Annotated in this window: 15 protein-coding genes; 5 read left to right on the top strand and 10 right to left on the bottom strand. The window is 58.4% G+C overall.

Annotation, left to right across the window (positions count from 1 at the left end; genetic code table 11):
* Positions 1 to 288 precede the first annotated feature (288 nt).
* Genes mfd through QFX16_RS10060 form a run of 3 tightly spaced genes read left to right on the top strand, consistent with a single transcriptional unit; the run spans position 289 to position 7016 of the window.
* On the top strand, positions 289 to 3738 hold the full coding sequence (mfd, locus tag QFX16_RS10070) for a transcription-repair coupling factor (protein WP_283183795.1): 3450 nt from the start codon (positions 289 to 291) through the stop codon (positions 3736 to 3738).
* 10 nt (positions 3739 to 3748) lie between these two features.
* Positions 3749 to 4315: a CsiV family protein gene (locus tag QFX16_RS10065; protein ID WP_283183794.1), complete on the top strand. Its 567-nt coding sequence runs from the start codon at positions 3749 to 3751 to the stop codon at positions 4313 to 4315.
* Between the two features lie 10 nt (positions 4316 to 4325).
* A complete protein-coding gene (locus QFX16_RS10060; protein ID WP_283183793.1) occupies positions 4326 to 7016 on the top strand; it encodes a DEAD/DEAH box helicase in 2691 nt (896 codons plus the stop codon).
* 113 nt (positions 7017 to 7129) lie between these two features.
* Here the strand turns inward: QFX16_RS10060 and QFX16_RS10055 are convergent, their stop codons facing one another.
* The 4 genes from QFX16_RS10055 to QFX16_RS10040 all read right to left on the bottom strand — a co-directional run bounded on the left by QFX16_RS10055 (position 7130) and on the right by QFX16_RS10040 (position 13108).
* On the bottom strand, positions 7130 to 10435 hold the full coding sequence (locus tag QFX16_RS10055) for a DEAD/DEAH box helicase (RefSeq protein ID WP_283183792.1): 3306 nt from the start codon (positions 10433 to 10435) through the stop codon (positions 7130 to 7132).
* Positions 10436 to 10481: 46 nt separating this feature from the next.
* Positions 10482 to 11219 carry an S-methyl-5'-thioinosine phosphorylase gene (locus tag QFX16_RS10050; protein WP_283183791.1) on the bottom strand — a complete coding sequence of 246 codons (738 nt, stop codon included), beginning with the start codon at positions 11217 to 11219 and terminating at the stop codon, positions 10482 to 10484.
* Between the two features lie 12 nt (positions 11220 to 11231).
* Entirely contained in the window at positions 11232 to 12230 is a 999-nt protein-coding gene (nagZ, locus tag QFX16_RS10045) for a beta-N-acetylhexosaminidase (RefSeq protein ID WP_283184544.1), read from the bottom strand.
* 170 nt (positions 12231 to 12400) lie between these two features.
* Entirely contained in the window at positions 12401 to 13108 is a 708-nt protein-coding gene (locus tag QFX16_RS10040) for a TetR/AcrR family transcriptional regulator (RefSeq protein ID WP_283183790.1), read from the bottom strand.
* A 229-nt stretch (positions 13109 to 13337) separates the two neighbouring features.
* On the opposite strand from QFX16_RS10040, the gene lexA reads away from it, so the two are divergent.
* Both lexA and sulA read left to right on the top strand, forming a co-directional pair.
* Positions 13338 to 13946: a transcriptional repressor LexA gene (gene lexA, locus QFX16_RS10035; protein WP_007933171.1), complete on the top strand. Its 609-nt coding sequence runs from the start codon at positions 13338 to 13340 to the stop codon at positions 13944 to 13946.
* A gap of 10 nt (positions 13947 to 13956) precedes the next feature.
* On the top strand, positions 13957 to 14430 hold the full coding sequence (gene sulA / locus QFX16_RS10030; RefSeq protein ID WP_008151409.1) for an SOS-induced cell division inhibitor SulA: 474 nt from the start codon (positions 13957 to 13959) through the stop codon (positions 14428 to 14430).
* A gap of 94 nt (positions 14431 to 14524) precedes the next feature.
* On the opposite strand, the gene QFX16_RS10025 is transcribed toward sulA, so the two are convergent.
* The 6 genes from QFX16_RS10025 to fadB form a co-directional block, all read right to left on the bottom strand.
* Positions 14525 to 14758 carry a hypothetical protein gene (locus QFX16_RS10025; protein ID WP_283184543.1) on the bottom strand — a complete coding sequence of 78 codons (234 nt, stop codon included), beginning with the start codon at positions 14756 to 14758 and terminating at the stop codon, positions 14525 to 14527.
* Between the two features lie 154 nt (positions 14759 to 14912).
* On the bottom strand, positions 14913 to 15437 hold the full coding sequence (locus QFX16_RS10020) for a DUF6586 family protein (RefSeq protein WP_283183789.1): 525 nt from the start codon (positions 15435 to 15437) through the stop codon (positions 14913 to 14915).
* A gap of 141 nt (positions 15438 to 15578) precedes the next feature.
* Positions 15579 to 18212 carry a type I DNA topoisomerase gene (gene topA / locus QFX16_RS10015; RefSeq protein ID WP_283183788.1) on the bottom strand — a complete coding sequence of 878 codons (2634 nt, stop codon included), beginning with the start codon at positions 18210 to 18212 and terminating at the stop codon, positions 15579 to 15581.
* 114 nt (positions 18213 to 18326) lie between these two features.
* A complete protein-coding gene (locus QFX16_RS10010; RefSeq protein WP_046047845.1) occupies positions 18327 to 18563 on the bottom strand; it encodes a DUF1653 domain-containing protein in 237 nt (78 codons plus the stop codon).
* A 99-nt stretch (positions 18564 to 18662) separates the two neighbouring features.
* Positions 18663 to 19838, bottom strand: a complete 1176-nt coding sequence (fadA, locus tag QFX16_RS10005; protein ID WP_008007076.1) for an acetyl-CoA C-acyltransferase FadA — start codon at positions 19836 to 19838, stop codon at positions 18663 to 18665.
* Between the two features lie 29 nt (positions 19839 to 19867).
* Positions 19868 to 22015: a fatty acid oxidation complex subunit alpha FadB gene (gene fadB, locus QFX16_RS10000; protein ID WP_283183787.1), complete on the bottom strand. Its 2148-nt coding sequence runs from the start codon at positions 22013 to 22015 to the stop codon at positions 19868 to 19870.
* Between the last annotated feature and the right edge of the window lie 136 nt (positions 22016 to 22151).

Here is a 22151-nt window from a genome sequence, read left to right as displayed (position 1 = left end):
TAACAAAATCCTCTTCAAAAAAATCACGCATGGCTCAAACCCAATGAAACCGCGGCCTGCAGCGCAGTCATTTTTTGGTAGACAACACCGTCTTGTCTGTAACCCTCCGTAACACTCGGTCGTTTTGCCACTACATATTCAGTCATTTTTACTAAAAAACGGGCCGATTTTGTCTTTACCACTACATTTTGCCCAACCTGCGTAATAGACACAGTCTGCAACTGACAGGCGGCACCCGGGACCGTTACAATTACCGACTTTGTCGCAACGCTTGGAGCTCAACCTTCCGTGCCCGTTCTGCGTCTACCGCTTCTCCCTGCCGCGGCAGGTAAACAGCACTGGGGCAACCTGCCCGGTGCCGCCCTGAGCCTGGCCATTGCCGAGGCCGCCAGCGCTGCCAAGCGCTTCACCCTGCTACTGACTGCCGACAGCCAAAGTGCCGAACGGCTGGAACAGGAGCTGAGTTTCTTCGCCCCGGATTTGCCAGTGCTGCATTTCCCGGACTGGGAAACGCTGCCCTACGATCTGTTTTCGCCGCATCAGGACATTATTTCCCAGCGAATCTCCGCGTTGTATCGATTGCCGGAGCTGAGTCATGGCGTTTTGGTCGTGCCTATCACGACGGCTCTGCATCGCCTGGCACCGACCAAATTCCTGCTCGGCAGCAGCCTGGTGCTGGACATCGGCCAGAAGCTCGATGTCGAGCAAATGCGCACCCGGCTTGAGGCCAGCGGCTATCGCTACGTCGACACTGTCTATGAGCATGGCGAATTCACCGTGCGTGGCTCGTTGATCGACCTGTTCCCGATGGGCAGCAAACTGCCTTTCCGAATTGACCTGTTCGACGACGAAATCGAGACCCTTCGTACCTTCGATCCGGAAAATCAGCGCTCCATCGACAAGGTTGAAACGGTTCGCCTCCTGCCAGCGAGAGAGTTCCCGCTGCAAAAGGATGCGGTCACCCGCTTCAAGGCGCGCTTCCGCGAGCGTTTCGATGTCGACTTCCGTCGCTGCCCGATCTTTCAGGATTTGAGCAGCGGGATTACACCGGCCGGTATCGAGTACTACCTGCCGCTGTTCTTCGATGAAACCTCCACATTGTTCGATTACTTGCCGCAGGACACGCAAGTGTTTTCCCTGCCCGGCATCGAGCAGGCGGCGGAAAACTTCTGGAACGACGTGCGCAATCGTTATGAAGAGCGCCGCGTCGATCCGGCCCGCCCTTTATTGCCGCCAGCCGAGTTGTTCCTGCCGGTGGAGGATTGCTTCGCTCGCCTGAAGAACTGGCCGCGCGTGGTCGCCAGTCAACAGGACGTGGAAACCGGCGTCGGTCGCGAGCGCTTCCCCGCTCGGGAGCTGCCGAACCTGGCCATCGAAGCCAAGGCGACTCAACCGTTGGCGGCGCTGGCAGGCTTCCTTGATGAGTTCCCCGGTCGCGTGCTGTTTACCGCCGAGTCGGCGGGCCGTCGTGAAGTGCTATTGGAGTTGCTGGAACGCCTGAAGCTGCGACCGAAAACCGTCGACAGCTGGCCGGACTTTGTCGCGAGCAAGGAGCGCCTGGCGATCACCATCGCGCCACTCGACGAAGGATTGGTACTCGACGATCCAGCCTTGGCCCTGGTCGCCGAAAGCCCGTTGTTCGGTCAGCGCGTGATGCAGCGCCGCCGCCGCGAGAAACGCGCCGACGCCAACAACGATGCCGTGATCAAAAACCTCACCGAGCTGCGCGAAGGTGCGCCGGTGGTGCACATCGATCACGGTGTCGGTCGCTATCTCGGGCTGACGATTCTGGAAATCGATAGTCAGGCCGCCGAATTCCTGACCCTCGAATACGCCGAAAACGCCAAGCTTTATGTGCCGGTGGCCAACCTGCATCTGATCGCCCGATACACCGGCAGCGACGATGCCCTGGCCCCGCTGCACCGCCTAGGTTCCGAGACCTGGCAGAAAGCCAAACGCAAAGCCGCCGAACAGGTGCGCGACGTGGCCGCCGAGTTGCTCGACATCTATGCCCGCCGCGCCGCTCGCGAAGGTTATGCGTTCGCCGACCCGAAAGCCGATTACGCGACCTTCAGCGCCGGCTTCCCGTTCGAAGAAACTCCGGACCAGCAAACCACCATCGAAGCCGTGCGCAGCGACATGCTCGCGCCGAAACCGATGGACCGTCTGGTCTGCGGCGACGTCGGTTTCGGCAAGACCGAAGTGGCGATGCGCGCAGCGTTCATCGCGGTACACGGCGGTCGTCAAGTGGCGATTCTGGTGCCGACCACCCTGCTCGCCCAGCAGCATTACAACAGCTTCCGCGACCGCTTCGCCGATTGGCCGGTGAGCGTGGAAGTGATGAGCCGATTCAAGTCGACCAAAGAAATAAATGCTGCAGTCGCGGATCTGGCCGAAGGCAAGATCGACATCGTCATCGGCACTCACAAGCTGCTGCAAGACGACGTAAAAATCAAAAACCTGGGGCTGGTGATCATCGACGAAGAGCACCGTTTCGGTGTCCGTCAGAAGGAACAGCTCAAGGCCCTGCGCAGTGAAGTCGACATCCTTACCCTGACCGCCACGCCGATTCCGCGCACGCTGAACATGGCGGTCTCGGGCATGCGTGACCTGTCGATCATCGCCACGCCGCCGGCCCGTCGACTGTCGGTACGGACGTTCGTCATGGAGCAGAACAAGAGCACGGTCAAAGAGGCCTTGCTCCGTGAGCTGTTGCGTGGCGGTCAGGTCTATTACCTGCACAACGACGTGAAGACCATCGAGAAATGTGCCGCCGACCTCGCCGAACTGGTGCCGGAGGCGCGGATCGGCATTGGCCACGGGCAGATGCGCGAACGCGATCTCGAACAGGTGATGAGCGACTTCTACCACAAGCGCTTCAACGTGCTGATCGCCTCGACCATCATCGAGACCGGCATCGACGTGCCGAGCGCCAACACCATCATCATCGAGCGTGCCGACAAGTTCGGCCTGGCGCAGCTGCACCAGTTGCGCGGCCGGGTCGGTCGCAGTCACCACCAGGCTTACGCTTATTTGCTGACGCCGCCGCGTCAGCAGATCACTCCCGATGCGGAAAAACGTCTGGAAGCGATCGCCAATACACAGGACCTTGGCGCGGGCTTCGTACTCGCCACCAACGACCTGGAAATCCGTGGCGCCGGCGAATTGCTCGGCGATGGTCAGAGCGGGCAGATCCAGGCGGTCGGTTTCACGCTGTACATGGAAATGCTCGAGCGCGCAGTGAAGTCGATCCGCAAGGGCGAACAACCGAACCTCGATCAACCGCTCGGCGGTGGTCCGGAAGTCAATCTGCGGGTACCGGCGTTGATTCCCGAGGACTATCTGCCGGACGTACACGCCCGACTGATTCTCTACAAACGCATCGCCTCGGCCACCGACGAGGAAGGCCTCAAGGACTTGCAGGTGGAGATGATCGATCGTTTCGGCCTGTTGCCGGAACCGACCAAGAACCTGATGCGCATTACCGCGCTGAAATTGCAGGCCGAGCTACTGGGCATCAAGAAAGTCGACGGCGGCCCGCAAGGTGGCCGAATCGAGTTCGCGACGCAAACCCCGGTCGACCCGCTGACGCTGATCAAGCTGATCCAGAGCCAGCCCAAACGCTACAAATTCGAAGGCGCCACGATGTTTAAATTCCAGGTGCCGATGGAGCGCCCGGAAGAGCGCTTTAATACTGTAGAGGCGCTGTTTGAGCACCTCATTCCGAAAACTGCTTGAAGGACGCCGCATGCGCCTGTTTCGCTCACTGATCCTGTTGATGACCCTGGTTGCGCCGACGACGTTTGCCGATGACCTGTACCAGATAGAAATGATTCTGGTCCGCCAAAACGCCGTGCCCGCAATCGTCAGCCGCGCCGCACCGGAAGACTGGGCTGCCGGAGCTCAATCCATCAACCCCGACAGCCTGCGCACACCGAGCCTCAATGCCGAAGTGGAAAAACTCACCGCCAGCAATGAATACACGGTGTTGCTGCACAAGGCCTGGCAACAGACTCTCGGCGAAGAAGCCAGCAAAGTCGCGATCAGCGAGGGCAAAGAACAGTTCGGCCAGTTCCCGATCGAGGGCACGCTGAGCATGAAACTGGGACGTTTCACCGACGTCGACGCCGACTTCTGGGTCAACCAGATCGACGCCAACGGCATGGTCACCGCCAGCGAACGCATGAAACAGGAAAGCCACACCAAGAACGGCCAGCTGAACTTCCTCGACAACGGCCATCTCGGCCTGCTGATCAAGATCACCTCGCTGACTGCCCCTGCGCCTCGGCCAGTCCCCGATGAAATTCCGGACTGATTGAGTCCTTATGTCAGCGACCCTGAGCAAACCCCTGGCACCTTCCTGGGTCAGCCGATTCAAGGAACAGAGCCTGGAGCGTGGCCGCCGCTACGCATTGGAGAACCGCGTCAGGATCGTCGAGGCCGGCGACGCCACGATCATTGCCGCCTGCGAGGGGTCTGGCGGTAACGTTTACCGTCAGACCATTCGCCTGCGCGAGTCAGCCAAAGCCACGTTGCTGATGATCGATGCCACCTGCACCTGCCCGGTGCACAGCAACTGCAAGCACTGCGCGGCGGTGCTGCTGAAAGTTCAGGAAACCCTGGCTTATCCCGCTGCGGCGCAAGACGCCGAGCTACTCGAGAAACTTCAAGCCGTACTGGAAAACCGCAGCCCGAAGGCGCCGCCGCAAGTGCTGGTGGATAACGTGCAACCGGTACCGCGCCTGTGGCTGGCAAGCATCGAGTTCAGCGCCTTCGAACCGCGCAACGGCAAGATGCAGCGTTACATTCAGCATCGTGCGGCATTGTCTTTCAGCTATCTGGATGAATACGTTTCCGGGCAGAAGAACGCTGACATCCTGATTCGTCAGGAGACGCAAACATTACGGATAAAACGTCACCCGGAAGTCGAACAGACCTACAGGGAACAGCTGCGAATCCTCGGCTTCAAGATCGCCACCCGGCAAAGCAAGGCCTTGCCGGAAAGTGCGGGCGAACTTTTCGAGATGGTCAACGACAGCGCCTGGCTGACCTTCACCCTCAATGAACTGCCGAAGCTGCGCATTCAGGGCTGGGAGTTGCAGATCGACGAAGACTTCGGTTTCGACCTGACTGCCGTGGACGATTGGTACGCCACCGTCGAACAAGCGCCGGAGCGTGACTGGTTCGACCTGGAACTGGGGATCATCGTCAACGGCGAGCGGCTGAGTCTGCTGCCGATCCTGTTGAACCTGATGCGCTCCCACACCGAGATCCTCAACCCGGAGCGACTGGCCCGACGTCGCGACGACGAGTTGATCCTGGTGAACATTCCCAACCGCCCGAACTCCGAGTACGGCCCGCTGCAAGTCGCCCTGCCCTTCGGCCGATTGAAACCGGTGCTGGCGACCCTCGGCGAGTTCTACCTGCAAGGGCCCGGCGAAACCACGCTGCGCCTGAGCAAAGCCGATGCCACGCGACTGAATCCGCTGGAAGACTTGCCGTTGCTTTGGGAGGGCGGCGAGCAAATTCGCACCTTTGCCCAGCGGCTGCGGGACATCAAGGACTTCACCGCGACCGCACCGGAAGGCTTGAACGCGACCTTGCGCCCCTATCAGGTGGAAGGCTTGAGCTGGATGCAGTCGTTGCGACAACTGGAAGTCGGCGGGATTCTCGCGGACGACATGGGCCTGGGCAAAACCCTACAGACCCTTGCGCACATTCTCAGTGAGAAGAACGCCGGGCGCCTCGATCGGCCGTGCATGGTGGTGATGCCCACCAGCCTGATCCCCAACTGGCTGGATGAAACAGCGCACTTCACGCCGCAACTCAAAGTGCTGGCGCTGTACGGCGCCAGTCGCAAAAAGCATTTCGACACGCTGGCCGATTACGACCTGATCCTGACCACCTATGCGCTGCTGCCCAAGGATGTCGAACGCCTGGCCGCGCAGCCATTACACATACTGGTTCTGGACGAGGCGCAATACATCAAGAACCCCAACAGCAAGGCCGCCCACGCTGCCCGCGAATTGAATGCCCGTCAGCGTCTGTGCCTGAGCGGCACGCCGCTGGAAAACCACCTCGGTGAACTGTGGTCGCTGTTTCACTTCCTCCTGCCTGGCTGGCTCGGCGACGTGAAAAGCTTCAACCGCGATTACCGCGTGCCGATCGAAAAGCGCGCCAGCGAAGTACGACTTCAGCACCTCAACGGTCGGATAAAACCGTTCCTGCTGCGTCGAACCAAGGAACAAGTGGCGACCGAGTTGCCGCCGAAAACCGAAATCATCCATTGGGTCGAGCTCAACGAAGCCCAGCGCGACGTGTACGAAACCATGCGCCTGGCCATGGACAAGAAAGTCCGCGACGAGATCACCCGCAAGGGCGTGGCGCGCAGCCAGATCATCATTCTTGAGGCGTTGCTGAAACTGCGTCAGGTGTGCTGCGATTTGCGCCTGGTCAACGATGCCACCCTGCCCACTCGCGGCAGCACGTCGGGCAAGCTCGACAGCCTGATGGAAATGCTTGAGGAGTTGTTCGATGAGGGTCGGCGGATTCTGCTGTTCTCGCAGTTCACTTCAATGCTGTCGTTGATTGAAGACGAGCTGAAAAAACGCGGAGTCGATTATGCGCTGCTGACCGGGCAGACCCGCGACCGGCGCACACCGGTCAAAGACTTCCAGAGCGGCAAGCGTCAGATCTTTCTGATCAGCCTGAAGGCGGGTGGCGTCGGCCTGAACCTGACCGAAGCCGACACGGTGATTCACTATGATCCGTGGTGGAATCCGGCGACGGAGAATCAGGCCACTGACCGGGCGTATCGCATTGGTCAGGAGAAACCGGTGTTTGTCTACAAGATGATTGCCAGGGGCACGGTGGAAGAGAAGATTCAGCATCTGCAGAAGGAAAAATCCGACCTGGCGGCTGGCGTGCTGGATGGGCGCAAAACCGGGGACTGGAAGTTGCAGAGTGATGATATTGAAGCGTTGTTTGCGCCGTTGCCGGATAAACTCGAAAAATAGCGGCGACTGTAAGATCGCTATCGCAGGCAAGCCCCCACGGGAAGTCACTGAACCTGTGGGAGCGTGGCTTGCCCGCGATGGGGTCGCCTCGGTTTTCCTGAAAAGACCGGGTATCAGAACTTGGGATCAGGCAATGGCGCAAACAACGCCTCAATATCACTCTGCTCAAGCTTCCATCCACCCGTCGTCCCACCTTCAAGCACCGCCCCGGCCAGCGCCGCCTTCTCCTGCTGCAGCGCCTGTATTTTTTCTTCCACCGTGCCACGCGCAATCATCTTGTAGACGAACACCGGCTTATCCTGACCGATACGATAAGCACGGTCCGTCGCCTGGTTTTCAACGGCAGGATTCCACCAGGGATCGAAGTGGATCACCGTGTCCGCCGCTGTCAGGTTCAGTCCTGTCCCGCCTGCCTTGAGACTGATCAGAAACAACGGCACTTTGCCGCCCTGAAAGTCTTTGACCGGTGTGCGCCGATCCGTCGTTTCACCCGTCAACAATGAATAACCGATCCCTCGCCGCTGCAATTCTTCCTCAATCAATGCAAGCATCGACGTGAACTGCGAGAACAACAAAATCTTGCGGCCTTCGCTGAGCAACTCCTCGAGCATCTCCATCAGGCCGATCAACTTGCCGCTGCCCGCACGAAGTGCTTTCGCCGTCAGGGGCATTTTGATCAGCCGTAGATCGCAGCACACCTGACGCAGCTTGAGCAAGGCGTCGAGAATGATGATCTGGCTACGCGCAACACCGCTTCGGGCAATTTCGTCACGCACCTTCTTGTCCATCGCCACACGCACGGTTTCATAGACATCGCGTTGCCCATCGCTGAGTTCGACCCAATGCACGATCTCGGTTTTTGGCGGCAACTCGGTGGCGACCTGTTCTTTCTTGCGGCGTAGCAGAAAGGGCTTTATCCGGGCTGTCAGGTGCTGCATCCGTTCGCTATTGCCGTGTTTCTCGATCGGCGTGCGGTAGTCGCGATTGAAGGTTTTACTGTCGCCAAGCCAGCCGGGCAACAGGAAGTGAAACAGTGACCATAGCTCGCCGAGGTGATTTTCCAACGGCGTGCCGGACAGGCACAAACGCTGCCGGGCCTCCAGATCACGGGCAGCCTGAGCGGCTTTGCTGAGCGGATTTTTGATGTTCTGCGCTTCATCGAGAATCAGCACGCTCCAGACCTGAGGCTGCAAAACCTCAAGATCACGCGGCAACAACGCATAGGTGGTCAGCACCAAATCGTATTCGGCAAGGTTGCTGAAGTCCTTTTTCCGAGTGGCGCCATGCAGCGCCAAGACTTTCAGCTGCGGGGTGAAGCGTGCCGCTTCGTCGAGCCAGTTGGGAATGAGGCTGGTCGGCATCACAGCGAGTGCCGGAAGATCGAGTCGACCCGACTGCTTTTCCAACAGCAGATGAGCCAGGGTTTGTAGCGTCTTGCCCAAGCCCATGTCGTCGCCGAGGATACCGCCGACCTCCAGCTCACGAAGGGTTTGCATCCAGTTCAGGCCTTCAAGCTGATAAGGCCGCAGTGCGGCGTTGAGGCCTTGAGGAGCAGCAACGTTTTGCTGAGTCGATTCACGCAAGCGTTTTGCGAAACTACGTAAACGCTCGCCGCCCTGCCACACTAATGGCAGGCCTTCAAGCGCACTCAAGCGCGCCGCATCAGGGCCACTCAAGCGCAGCGAATCACCGCTGGTCGCGTTTAAATACAACTCACTGAGCGTAGCCATTAACGGCTTGATCCGTCCGAGGGACAGCGCGACTTTGATGCCAGGTTTGGCACCGAGTTGACCACTATTGAGATCGATCAGCACCTGATCGTCATCGTCGCGCAAGGCCAGGTTACCCGGATCCATCAACTGCGGTTGCCTGCGCAACAGTTGCAACAGAATCGGCAGCAAACTGTGTCGCTCGCCATTGACCACGACACCCAACTGCAGATCAAACCATTCGCGCCCCGGAGATTCCTCGACATCGGCATACCATTCATCTATAGGCTGCAAATTGAAATGAAAGCCCTCGTTGATACGGATCTGCCAATTTGCCTCTCTGAGCGCCGGGACCCCGGACTGCACAAAAACCAGCCAAGCCGAGTCGTCCGGCAAATCGAACATTTCGCCTGCACTATCGGGTAGCGCATCACTTTTACGGGTGGCCTTTTTGAAGCCCTGTTTTTGCAAGGCTTGGCGCAAGGCTTTTTCAGCCACGGGTTTGCGTTGAATGCGCTGGGTTTCGGTGCCGGACAGTATCAGTACTTCTGAGGATTTTTTGTCCGCCGCCATGTGGCCGTTGTAGGTAAACGCCAATGCCGCGCGATGCTCGGGTTCGTACTTCCAGTTCCTGTAACGGTTGGTGCTTGCAAGCGCCAGGAAGGCTTGGGGTTCAACGTCGTCGACGATCCGCTCGGTCAATGCATGCGGTGGAGGCACGACTCGAGTTGCAGTACTCATCCGATGGCTGAACTGCATGGCCTGACGTGCGGGAATGTCAGGGGCCAATGACAGATGACAGGCCAGCTTTTCATCTAGCTCGCTTAGCAGTGGCCCAACCGCCATCCGTTCGCGGTCCAGGTAGTACAAAGGTTCCAGCGCCAGAATCGTTTCCTCAGGCGCTTCGTCACTACGCCATTGAGGACGGAAGCTGCCGCTGGCTTGCTCGGTCCAGGCAAACTGCGCAGACCTGCTCTTTCCAGCTACCAGCGGCTGCAATTGTTCGAAGTCGAGATACAGGCGTGAGGTTTTCAATGCCAATTGAAGAACTTCGGCACCACTGCTGCCTTGCAGGGGATAGCCGCTGTAAAACGAATGATGGGAGTGGACGGCGACCAGCAATCTTGCGATTCGCAGATCAAGCTCCGACAGATAGCCGGGCTCTCGCATCAGTGCGTCTGACGGCGAGTACACAGATTTGATGTCCTGCAAGCGGCCATCCTTGAGCTGACGAGCCTTGTAAATTTCCAGCAACCACTTGCCTGTAGTGGACGTTGCTTTGAGTTTGTAGACCCAGCACGTGCCGGTGCTCTGCGCAGTCCCATCGCGATCCGGAACGTCGCGAGGAATATCATTGAGCCAGCGCTCCAAGTCGCGATTCAGTTGAACCGATGCAGTGCTTTTGAACGAGTCCACGGGGAGTTCTTGCAGGTTGTAAAGCACGGTTGCGCAGTGTTTGCAATTGATCACCACTGGACACGAACAAGAGCAAACCAGCTCAAAATCACCATTCGTGTCTTCAATGAGTTCAATGGCTTGTTCGTAGATGTTCCCTTGGGAACCCTTGCAGATTGCGAGAACCAAAGCGTCCTCGATTTCGCGGATCTGTACCCGGCTTTCTACAGCGTATCTGCGAGCCTTATCCAGAGCGCGATGACTGAACGCCTCCGCCCACGGCAGCTCATGAAGTTGCTCAATAATTGCCGACATAATATCTACGCTTCTGAAAGTGACTGTAGTTCGCAGGTATCAAGACTCAGCCTTTAAGCACCCGAGCCAACGTCGACTTCACCTTGCCCATCCCGTCATGCAGCGCTTGCTCGATCTCGGCCATGGTGATCACTGCCGTCGACTTGCCCGCTGCCGGGTTTACTACCAGCGCCAGACAGGCGTAATCCAGTTCCAGCTCGCGAACCAATGCCGCTTCAGGCATCCCGGTCATGCCGACGATGTCGCATCCGTCGCGCTCCAGTCTCGCGATTTCAGCGACGGTTTCCAGCCGTGGCCCCTGGGTGCAGGCGTACACGCCTTGGCTGGCAAAACCAACGCCTTCAGCCTCCAATGCCGCGATTAGCTGCTGACGCAGGGCTTCGCTGTAGGGATAGCTGAAATCGATGTGGGTAACTTGTTCGAGATTATCGGCGAAATAGGTGTGTTCGCGACCACTGGTGTAGTCGATCAATTGATGCGGTACGCAGAAATATCCGGTGTCCATCACGGCATGAATCCCACCCACGGCGTTGACCGCGAGAATCGCTTCGGCACCGGCCTGCTTCAGCGCCCAGAGGTTGGCGCGGTAGTTCACCTGATGCGGCGGGAAACGGTGAGGATGACCGTGGCGCGCGAGGAACAGCACTTCCTTGCCGGCGTACTCGCCAATCTGCACTTCAGCCGAAGGCGCACCGTAAGGGGTGTCCACCGCCAATGATTGACGAATGCTCAGGCCTTCGAGTTGAGTCAGACCGGTGCCGCCGATAATCGCGTAAACCGTCATAACGAAAAGTCCTCAATCAATCAGTTGAGCTTCTTTGAGCGCGCCGACCGCTGCGAGCCAGCGCGGGTCTTGACGGTATTCAGTGCTGGCGTACGACTGGCCGCGCATCCGCGCAATGCGCTCGGACGGCTTGACCTTCAGACGCTGGGCGGCGCTCAGGGCCAACTCAGCGGCCGCGCGATCGTTGCACACCAGACCCATGTCGCAACCGGCGGTCAGTGCCGCTTCGATACGACTGGCGGCATCACCGACCACGTGGGCGCCTGCCATGGACAGGTCATCGCTGAAGATCACGCCGTCGAATTGCAGCTCGCCACGCAGGATGTCCTGCAACCAGCGGCGGGAGAAGCCGGCAGGCTGGGAATCGATTTGTGGATAGATAACGTGGGCCGGCATGATCGCAGCCAATTGCTTGCTCAGTCGGCTGAACGGCACCAAGTCATTGGCGCGGATTTCGTCGAGGCTGCGCTCATCAACAGGGATCGCAACATGGGAATCGGCCTCGGCCCAGCCGTGACCGGGAAAGTGCTTGCCGGTGGCGGCCATGCCGGCGCTGTTCATGCCGCGAATGAAGGCTCCCGCCAGCAACGCTGCACGCTCGGGATCACCTTCAAATGAACGGGTGCCGACCACAGCACTGCGCTGGAAGTCGAGGTCCAGCACCGGAGCGAAGCTCAGATCGAGGCCGACGGCCAGCACTTCAGTCGCCATGATCCAGCCGCACTGCTCGGCGAGGTACTCGGCATTCGGATTGTCAGCGATGGCGCGCATGGCTGGCAGTCGTACGAAGCCCTGACGCAAACGCTGAACCCGGCCGCCCTCCTGGTCGACTGCCAGCAGCAGATCGGGGCGAATGGCGCGGATTGAGGCGCTCAACTCGCGCACCTGGCGGGGGTGTTCGATATTGCGGGCAAAAATGATCAGCCCGCCCACTTCGGGTTGGCGCAACAATTGGCGATCTTCAGCCGTCAACCAGGTACCGGCGACGTCCACCATCAACGAGCCTTGCAGGCGAGCAGTCATAGAGATTCCTTGATAACGATAAACCCGGTTCGCACGCAATCGCCGCCATGGGCAATGCCCGGCAGGTCGGCGATACAAATGGGGAGCGGGTTCAGAACGAGAGTCGGCATGGGCGGCTAGCTTAGCGGATGTCAGCTGCCGCGCCCACCCGTGTGCGGTTAAACCTTGGCGGCAACCGGGGTTGATTTGCTGCGTGGACGCAACTGCGCGGTGGCCATGGCCGCATCGGTCACGCCGGTTTCGGCGCGCATGCCCGCTGCCAGGAACGGCACCATCAGACGCATGACTTGCTCGATCGAGGTGCTCACACCGAAGTCAGTCTCGGCAATCGCGCGCAAGGCCTTGATGCCGGACATGCTGAACGCAGCGGCGCCGAGCATGAAGTGCACACGCCAGAACAGCTCAATCGGCGGAATACGCGGTGCAGCTTCGTTGACCAACATCATGTAGCGGCGGAACACCTTGCCGTACATGTCTTCCAGATAACGCCGCAAGTGCCCTTGGCTCTGACTGAAAGCCAGACCCAGCAAACGCATGAAAATCGACAGGTCGTTGCCGCTGCGTGGCTGGACCACCAGGGCTTGCTCGACGAGGATTTCCAGCAGCTCTTCAAGCGTCGGCTTGTTCTCCGGCTTGGCTTGACGCCGCTCCAGCTCTTTATCAAGGCTTAAGCAAAACGGCCCGAGAAAGCGCGAAAAAACTGCCTGAATCAGCGCCTTCTTCGAACCGAAGTGATAGTTCACCGCCGCCAGATTCACACCGGCCTTGCTGGTGATCAGACGCAATGAGGTTTCAGCAAAACCTTTTTCCGCGAACAATTGCTCGGCAGCATCAAGAATGCGTTCAACGGTTTCCGACTGGGCCATGGCTACTCCGCCTGACAAACACTTGTTTGAAACATACGTTTCAGCCCAGGCCTTGTCAAGCCTGACGGTTCGTTTTGGGAATGGTCAGTCAGCTATTTAACCATACAACTCGCAAGCGTGAATCAGCAGGCTTATCGACCGTCTGGCGGCCAGCAAAAAAAGGGGCATTGCCAAGACCGTTCCACTGTATATAATCCCAGTCACTGTATAAAAAGACAGAGCGATCAATATGCTAAAGCTGACGCCACGCCAAGCAGAGATTCTGGCCTTCATTAAACGCTGCCTCGAAGACAACGGCTACCCGCCCACCCGCGCGGAAATCGCTCAGGAACTGGGTTTCAAGTCGCCCAATGCGGCGGAAGAACACCTCAAGGCGCTGGCCCGCAAGGGTGCAATCGAGATGACGCCCGGTGCTTCCCGTGGTATTCGCATCCCCGGCTTCGAAGCCAAGGCCGACGAGTCCACCCTGCCGATCATTGGCCGAGTGGCTGCCGGTGCTCCGATCCTCGCCCAGCAGCACATCGAAGAATCTTGCAACATCAACCCGTCGTTCTTCCATCCTCGCGCCGACTATCTACTTCGGGTTCATGGCATGAGCATGAAGGATGTGGGCATTTTCGACGGTGACCTGCTGGCAGTGCACACCACCCGCGAAGCCCGCAACGGCCAGATAGTAGTAGCGCGGATCGGCGACGAAGTGACCGTCAAGCGTTTCAAGCGCGATGGCAGCAAGGTCTGGTTGATTGCCGAAAACCCTGAATTCGCCCCTATCGAAGTGAACCTGAAAGATCAGGAACTGGTGATCGAAGGCTTGAGTGTCGGCGTCATTCGCCGCTAAAGGAGGCTTTATGCAGTTCCCACACACATCACAGCAAGCCCAACTGCCGTTATTCGAGGCTTTCATGGTGCAGCCATTGGCGCCGATCCTGAAAGACGTGGTCGAGTCCCCCTGGAGCGCCGAGCCCGAAGTCTTCAGTGAGCTGTCGCTGCGTGGTGCAGCCGGGAACTGCCTGAACCTTCTTGCACCGATTCTCAGGGAACTGAGCCAGGACCAGGACGCGCGCTGGCTGACGCTAATCGCTCCGCCCGCCAGCCTGACCCAGGCCTGGTTGCGGGACGCCGGCCTTAACCGCGAACGCATCCTGCTGCTGCAACCGCGCGGTACTCAGAGCGCCCAGCAGTTGACCTGCGAGGCCTTGCGCCTGGGCCGCAGCCACACGGTGGTCAGCTGGCTCAACCCATTGAGCACAACTTCACGGCAACAGTTGATCAGCGCCGCCCGGATCGGGGACGCACAAAGCCTGAATATTCGATTGGGTTAACTGACAAACAAAGCGCGCGTTGAACAGCGCGGGGCTTCTCCAAGGATAGAGAAGCCAACCTGTAGCGATATCAGCAAAAACCTGACGGGCGGGATCAATGAAGAACCCGAGACTCCTCATCCGTATTGAAATCGCCTTCAACCAAGCGTCCGGCCATCTGAACGCCGACGCTCAACATCGCCTTGGCGACTTCCACGTGCTGGCCCTGCAGGAACGCTTTGGCATCCTCGGAGAAATCCAAAGTAACCAGAGAACCCTCGTCCTCAGCCCTGCGCAGCTCAATACGGCCGTCTGGTAACTCGACGATTTCTAGAAAGGACGTTGGCATAAAGGTCTGTTCTCCACGAAAGGCGGGGATTATATAGGCATCGGCCAGGCTTCGCTCGGGATCTTGACCAGATGCCATTACAAAGAGAAAGGTCCGACAGTTCTCATCCCTGAACGGACAACCCTCCGGGCCATCCATTATTCCGCTCAATCCTTCAGCACTCGTTCAAACCTTCGCGAAACCGAATCGCCAACCCTTTGAGGTTCTGACGCCAGCTCTCCAGCTCTTCCCGGCTCAGCTCTTGTGGAGCCTCTTCTTCATCCAGGTTAACGGCCAGGATCAGCGGCTGCGTCACGTCACCTTTAGGCTTGTGCGGCGCTCGTGGCGGCTGAAACAGCGCAGCGTGGGCCGCAAGCAGTTTGGCCAGCCAGGTTTCCGAATTATTGGCCAACTCGACCATCTCGGCCATTTCCGGAATCGCGATGGCTTCAAGCACTTCGCGAGTCAGCAGCAACTCTGCCCGAGGCGCATTGGCCTGAGGCAAGCGATAGAAACCGGCGATTTCATGGCACAACCCCAGCAACGCACCGTACAGGTGAAACAAGGCCGACTCGCGTCCGGCCTGGATCAGCGCCAGGGAGTTCATCGCCCGCCCCTCTTCGGCTCTGGCGAGCGCTTCCAGCGACAGGCCGGCGAAGTAAACCTTCTGGTTGGTACGGGTATAGAGTTCGTGGGCCATGACGGCAGCCTCCACAACGAAATAATTGCTTCACGCAGGTCAGACAGTGTCGTGGATCAGCTCCGCTTCCCGCAAGCACAAAACAAAAAGGCCGCATGAAAACCCGAGGGTTGTCATGCGGCCTTTTCAGTACAGCACCTGTTAAGCCTTAGCGGTCTTCGCCGGGCGCTTGTCTTCAACTGTCCACTTGCCGCCGTCGTAGTACGCTTTCCAGCCAGTCGGCTTACCGTCGACTTCAGTCTGTACGTACTGCTCTTTGGTTTTACGGCTGTAACGGATCACAGCAGGCAGGCCGTCTGGATCTTTCTTCGGCGCTTCGCAGAGGAAGTGGTACTTCGGATCGATCTCATCCTTGTGCGGCACAATTTCCATGACCAGCGGAGCACGCGTCTCGCGGTTTTTCGGGAATTGACTGGCCGCCAGGAACAGGCCGGAAGCACCGTCGCGCAGGATGTAGGTGTCGTTGACCTTTTCGCATTTCAGCTCAGGCATCTTCACCGGATCCATCTTCGGCGGCGCTGCATCACCGCTTTTCAGCAGTTTGCGGGTGTTCTTGCACGTTGCATTGGTGCAACCGAAGAACTTGCCGAAACGGCCGGTCTTGAGCTGCATCTCGCTGCCGCACTTGTCGCATTCCAGGCTCGGACCTTCGTAGCCTTTGATGCGATAAGTGCCCTCTTCGATTTCGTAGCCAGAGCAATCCGGGTTGTTACCGCAGATGTGCAGCTTGCGCTTCTCATCCAGCAGGTATGCGTCCATCGCCGTGCTGCAGATCGGGCAGCGATGCTTGCCACGCAGCACCAGCGATTCCGATTCACCCTCGTCGTCCGCCGCGATTTCGTCGCCCGGCACCAGGTTGACCGTGGCCTTGCAGCGCTCTTTCGGCGGCAGGCTATAGCCCGAGCAGCCGAGGAATACGCCGGTCGATGCGGTACGAATCTGCATCGGACGACTGCATAGCACACACGGAATGTCAGTCATCACCGGTTGGTTGGCGCGCATGCCGCCTTCGGCGCTTTCGGCTACTTCAAGTTTCTTCTTGAAATCGCCGTAGAACTCGTCGAGCACGTTTTTCCAATCGCGTTCGCCCTGAGCCACGTCATCGAGGTTCTCTTCCATGCCGGCGGTGAAGCCGTAGTCCATAAGATTGGAGAAGCTTTCGGCCAGACGTTCGGTAACGATGTCGCCCATCTTTTCCGAGTAGAAACGACGGTTGTGCAGCGCTACGTAGCCACGATCCTGGATGGTCGAAATGATCGCCGCGTAGGTCGAAGGACGACCGATGCCGCGTTTTTCCATTTCTTTAACCAGGCTCGCTTCCGAGTAACGCGCCGGCGGCTTGGTGAAGTGCTGGGTCGGATCAAGCTTGATCAGCTTCATCGCGTCGCCCTGAGCCATGTCCGGCAGCACGTCGTCATCGCCAGGCTTGGCAATTTGCGGCATGACGCGGGTGTAACCGTCGAATTTCAGGATGCGCCCCTTGGCGCGCAACTCGAAGTCACCGGCACCGACGGTGACAGTGGTCGACAGGTATTGGGCCGGCAGCATCTGGCAAGCAAGGAACTGGCGCCAGATCAGCTCGTAGAGCCGCTCAGCATCGCGCTCCATGCCCGACAGCTTGCTTGGCTCGGTATTGGCATCGGAGGGACGAATCGCTTCGTGAGCCTCTTGTGCGCCTTCCTTGCTGCTGTAGACGTTCGGGGTTTCCGGCAGGTACTTCTTGCCGAACTCGCCTTCAATATAAGTACGCGCCATCGTCACGGCATCGACCGAGAGGTTGGTGGAATCGGTACGCATGTAAGTGATGTAGCCGGCTTCGTACAGACGCTGGGCCATCATCATGGTTTTCTTCACGCCGAAGCCCAGGCGGTTACTCGCAGCCTGTTGCAGAGTGGACGTGATGAACGGTGCCGACGGCTTACTGCTGGTCGGCTTATCTTCGCGCTTGACGATGCTGTAACTGGAGGCCTTGAGCTTCTCCAGCGCGGTCATGGCCTGGGCTTCGTTGAGCGGTTTGAAGGCTTCGCCTTTCTCGCGAGCTACGTCAAAGCGCACGGTTGCGCCCTTGGCGGTGCCGAGGTCGGCGTGAACTTCCCAGTACTCTTCCGGGTTGAATGCGCGGATTTCACGTTCACGCTCAACGACCAGCTTCACGGCAACCGACTGCACACGACCGGCGGACAGGCCACGTGCCACCTTGGCCCACAGCAGTGGCGAAACCATGTAACCCACCACGCGATCGAGGAAACGACGCGCCTGCTGGGCGTTTACACGGTCGATGTCCAGCTCGCCCGGCTTGGAGAAGGCTTCCTGAATCGCCTTCTTGGTGATTTCGTTGAACACCACGCGCTTGTAGCGGCTGTCATCACCACCGATGGCTTCGCGCAGGTGCCAGGCAATGGCTTCCCCCTCGCGATCCAAGTCGGTTGCGAGATAGATGGTGTCAGCATCTTTGGCGAGCCGGCGTAGCTCTTCGATGACCTTTTCCTTGCCCGGGAGGATCTCGTACTTGGCTTTCCAGCCATGATCGGGATCGACACCCATGCGCGAGACCAGCTGCTTGCGCGCCTTCTCTTTTGGCGTGAGCACCGGACCGTCACCCGCAGCGGCCTTGCCGCGCTTGGCGGCTGGCTCTTTGCTGGCGCTAGCCGAACCGCTGGTGGGCAGGTCTCGGATATGGCCGATACTCGACTTCACCACGTATTGGTTACCCAGATACTTGTTGATGGTCTTGGCCTTAGCCGGGGATTCCACAATGACCAGCGATTTGCCCATGGATCAGAAAATTCCTGAATTCTAGAAGTGAAAGGCGGTTGGCGCCTGACGCGGCACCGCTATATATAGTGGCTACAAGGTGAGGTCAAGCGCAGGCTCTTGCGCGCACTCAGCTTATGGCTTGGAAAAAAGGCTCGGTTCGGCTTGCACCAAAGCAAAGCGGGGCACCTGTTCGCCGTCAACCTCGACCGACTCCAGGAACATGCTCAAGGGACGCACCCAAAAGCCGTAATCGCCATACAGGGCTTGGTAGAAGACCACTTCTTCTTCGGTTTCCGAATGCCGAGCAATACTGAATACACGGTACTGCGGACCTTTGTAATGTTGGTAGAGCCCAGGTTGTATCGGCATGGTTTGGCCCTCGCTCAAATCTTTTCAAAATAAAAACAAAAATAAATTCAGAAAAACAAAAACCGGGGCACTTGGCCCCGGCTTCCTTCAACGAAACGCTTAAACGCGTTCGAAGACGGTGGAGATGCCTTGGCCGAGACCAATGCACATGGTGGCTACCCCGAAGGTGCCGCCATTTTGCTTCATCACGTTCAACAGAGTGCCGGAGATACGTGCACCGGAGCAACCGAATGGGTGACCCAGGGCGATCGCGCCGCCGTGCAGGTTAACCTTCTCGTTCATCTTGTCGAGCACTTTCAAATCTTTCAGCACTGGCAGGGCCTGTGCGGCGAAAGCTTCGTTAAGCTCGAAGAAGTCGATATCGTTAATGCCAAGACCCGCGCGCTTCAGTGCTTTTTGTGTGGCCGGTACTGGACCATAGCCCATGATTGCCGGGTCTACACCTGCCACCGCCATCGAACGAATCACCGCCATAGGCTGAATGCCCAAGTCCTGTGCACGCTGCGCCGACATCACGATCATGCACGAAGCACCATCGGTGATTTGCGACGAAGTACCAGCTGTCACGGTGCCGCCCTTAGGGTTGAACGCTGGCTTCAGAGCCGCCAGGCTTTCAAGGGTAGTTTCCGGACGAATGGTTTCGTCGTAGTCGAACAATTTCAGGAAACCGTTCTCGTCGTAGCCCTGCATCGGGATGATTTCGTCTTTGAACTTGCCTTCCAGTGTCGCCTTGTGAGCGAGCTGGTGGGAGCGCACGCCGAAAGCGTCCTGTTGTTCGCGAGTAATGCCGTGCATTTTACCCAGCATTTCAGCGGTCAAACCCATCATGCCCGAGGCTTTCGCCGCGTACAGCGACATGTGCGGGTTCGGATCGACACCGTGCATCATGCTGACGTGACCCATATGCTCGACGCCGCCAACCACGAACACGTCACCGTTGCCGGTCATGATCGCTTGCGCAGCAGTGTGCAAAGCGCTCATCGACGAACCACACAGACGGCTGACGGTCTGGCCGGCAGCGGTGTGCGGGATCTGAGTCATCAGGGACGCCATGCGGGCGATGTTCCAGCCCTGCTCCAGGGTCTGGTTCACACAGCCCCAGATCACGTCTTCGACTTCGCTCGGATCAACCTTGACGTTGCGTTCCAGCAGTTTACTGATCAGGTGCGCCGACATGTCTTCGGCGCGGGTGTTGCGGTGCATGCCGCCCTTGGAGCGGCCCATCGGAGTACGACCGAAGTCGACAATCACGACGTCTCTAGGATTCAAGCTCATATATTCACTCTCACTCTAGTTGGGGGCGCTTAACCGAAGAACCGCTGGCCGGTTTTGGCCATTTCACGCAGTTTTGCGGTCGGGTGGTACAGCGCGCCCAAATCAGCGTACTGGTCAGCCAGGGCAACGAACTCTGCAACACCGATCGAATCGATGTAGCGCAGCGCACCGCCACGGAATGGAGGGAAACCAATACCATAGACCAGACCCATGTCGGCTTCGGCAGCGGTTTCGACAATGCCGTCTTCCAGGCAACGCACGGTCTCCAGGCACAGCGGGATCATCATCCAATTGATGATGTCTTCGTCGGTGACTTCACGCTGGTCGAAGACGATCGGCTTGAGCACTTCCAGTACCGACGGATCGGCGACTTTCTTCTGCTTGCCGCGCTTGTCGGTCTCGTAGGCGTAGAAGCCCTTGCCGTTCTTCTGGCCCAGGCGCTTGGCTTCGTACAACACGTCGATAGCGGAACGACGATCGTCTTTCATGCGATCCGGGAAGCCTTCAGCCATCACGTCGCGACCGTGGTGGCCGGTGTCGATACCGACCACGTCCATCAGGTACGCCGGGCCCATTGGCCAGCCGAATTTTTCCATGACCTTGTCGATACGGACGAAGTCCACACCGGCGCTGACCAGTTTGGCGAAACCGCCGAAGTACGGGAACAGCACGCGGTTGACCAGGAAGCCCGGGCAGTCGTTGACGACGATCGGGGTCTTGCCCATTTTCTTGGCGTAGGCAACGGTGGTGGCAACTGCCAGCTCGCTGGACTTCTCGCCACGGATCACTTCTACCAACGGCATCATGTGCACCGGGTTGAAGAAGTGCATGCCGACGAAGTTTTCCGGACGCTTGAGGGCTTTGGCCAGCAAGGTGATGGAAATGGTCGAGGTGTTGGACGCGAGGATGGTGTCCTCTTTGACCTTGTCTTCCACTTCAGCCAGAACAGCTTGCTTGACCTTAGGGTTCTCGACGACCGCTTCAACGACCAGGTCGACATGACCGAAATCACCGTAGGACAGGGTCGGACGAATGCCATTGAGCACTTCGGCCATTTTCGCTGGGGTCATGCGACCTTTATCTACGCGGCCCACCAGCAATTTGGCAGCTTCAGCCAGACCTTGCTCGATGCCGTGCTCGTTGATGTCCTTCATCAGGATCGGCGTCCCTTTGGAAGCCGACTGATAAGCGATACCGCCACCCATGATGCCGGCGCCCAAAACGGCAGCCTGCTTCACGTCTTTGGCAATTTCGTCGTAGGCCTTGGCCTTTTTCTTCAGCTCCTGATCGTTCAGGAACAGACCGATCAAGCTCTGCGCGGCAGAGGTCTTGGCCAGTTTGACGAAACCGTTGGCTTCGACTTCCAGCGCCTTGTCGCGACCGAAGTTCGCGGCTTTCTGGATAGTTTTGATCGCTTCGACCGGTGCCGGGTAGTTCGGGCCCGCTTGACCGGCCACGAAACCCTTGGCGGTTTCGAACGACATCATTTGTTCGATGGCGTTGAGCTTGAGCTTTTCAAGCTTCGGCTGACGCTTGGCCTTGTAGTCGAACTCGCCTGAGATGGCGCGCTTGATCAGCTCCAGAGCAGCTTCCTGCAGTTTCTCGGGGGCAACCACTGCGTCGACTGCGCCGACTTTCAGCGCGTCTTCAGGACGGTTTTCCTTGCCGGCGGCAATCCATTCGATGGCGTTGTCGGCACCGATGATGCGCGGCAGGCGCACGGTACCGCCGAAGCCCGGGTAGATGCCCAGCTTGACTTCCGGCAGACCGATCTTGGCCTTGGTGGACATGACGCGGTAGTCCGCCGCCAGGCACATTTCCAGACCGCCACCCAGGGCGATGCCGTTGATCGCGGCGACAGTCGGGACGTTGAGGTCTTCGAAATCGCTGAAAATCTTGTTGGCTTCCAGGTTGCCAGCAACAAGCTCTGCATCCGGCAGCTTGAAGTTTTCGACAAATTCGGTGATGTCGGCGCCGACGATGAACACGTCCTTGCCACTGCTGACGATCACACCCTTGATCGAAGCATCTGCCTTGATGGTGTCTACGGCCTGACGCAGTTCGTTCAGGGTTAGACGGTTGAACTTGTTGACGGACTCACCCTTGAGGTCGAATTTCAATTCGACGATGCCACTTTCAAGAGCCTTAACCGTGATGGCTTTACCTTCGTAAATCATCAACTGATCTCCACGATATGGAAGCTGAACAGTACACGTCGGACGCAGGCGAATGGCTCGGCAAGGACGTTTAAGTCAATGCTACGCCCATCCACCCGGCACACCCGCCAACGCGATAGTCGGGATTCTGTAGGAG

This window comes from Pseudomonas svalbardensis (genome assembly GCF_030053115.1).
GTDB lineage: Bacteria > Pseudomonadota > Gammaproteobacteria > Pseudomonadales > Pseudomonadaceae > Aquipseudomonas > Aquipseudomonas svalbardensis.
This window is presented reverse-complemented; position numbering and strand designations above follow the sequence as displayed.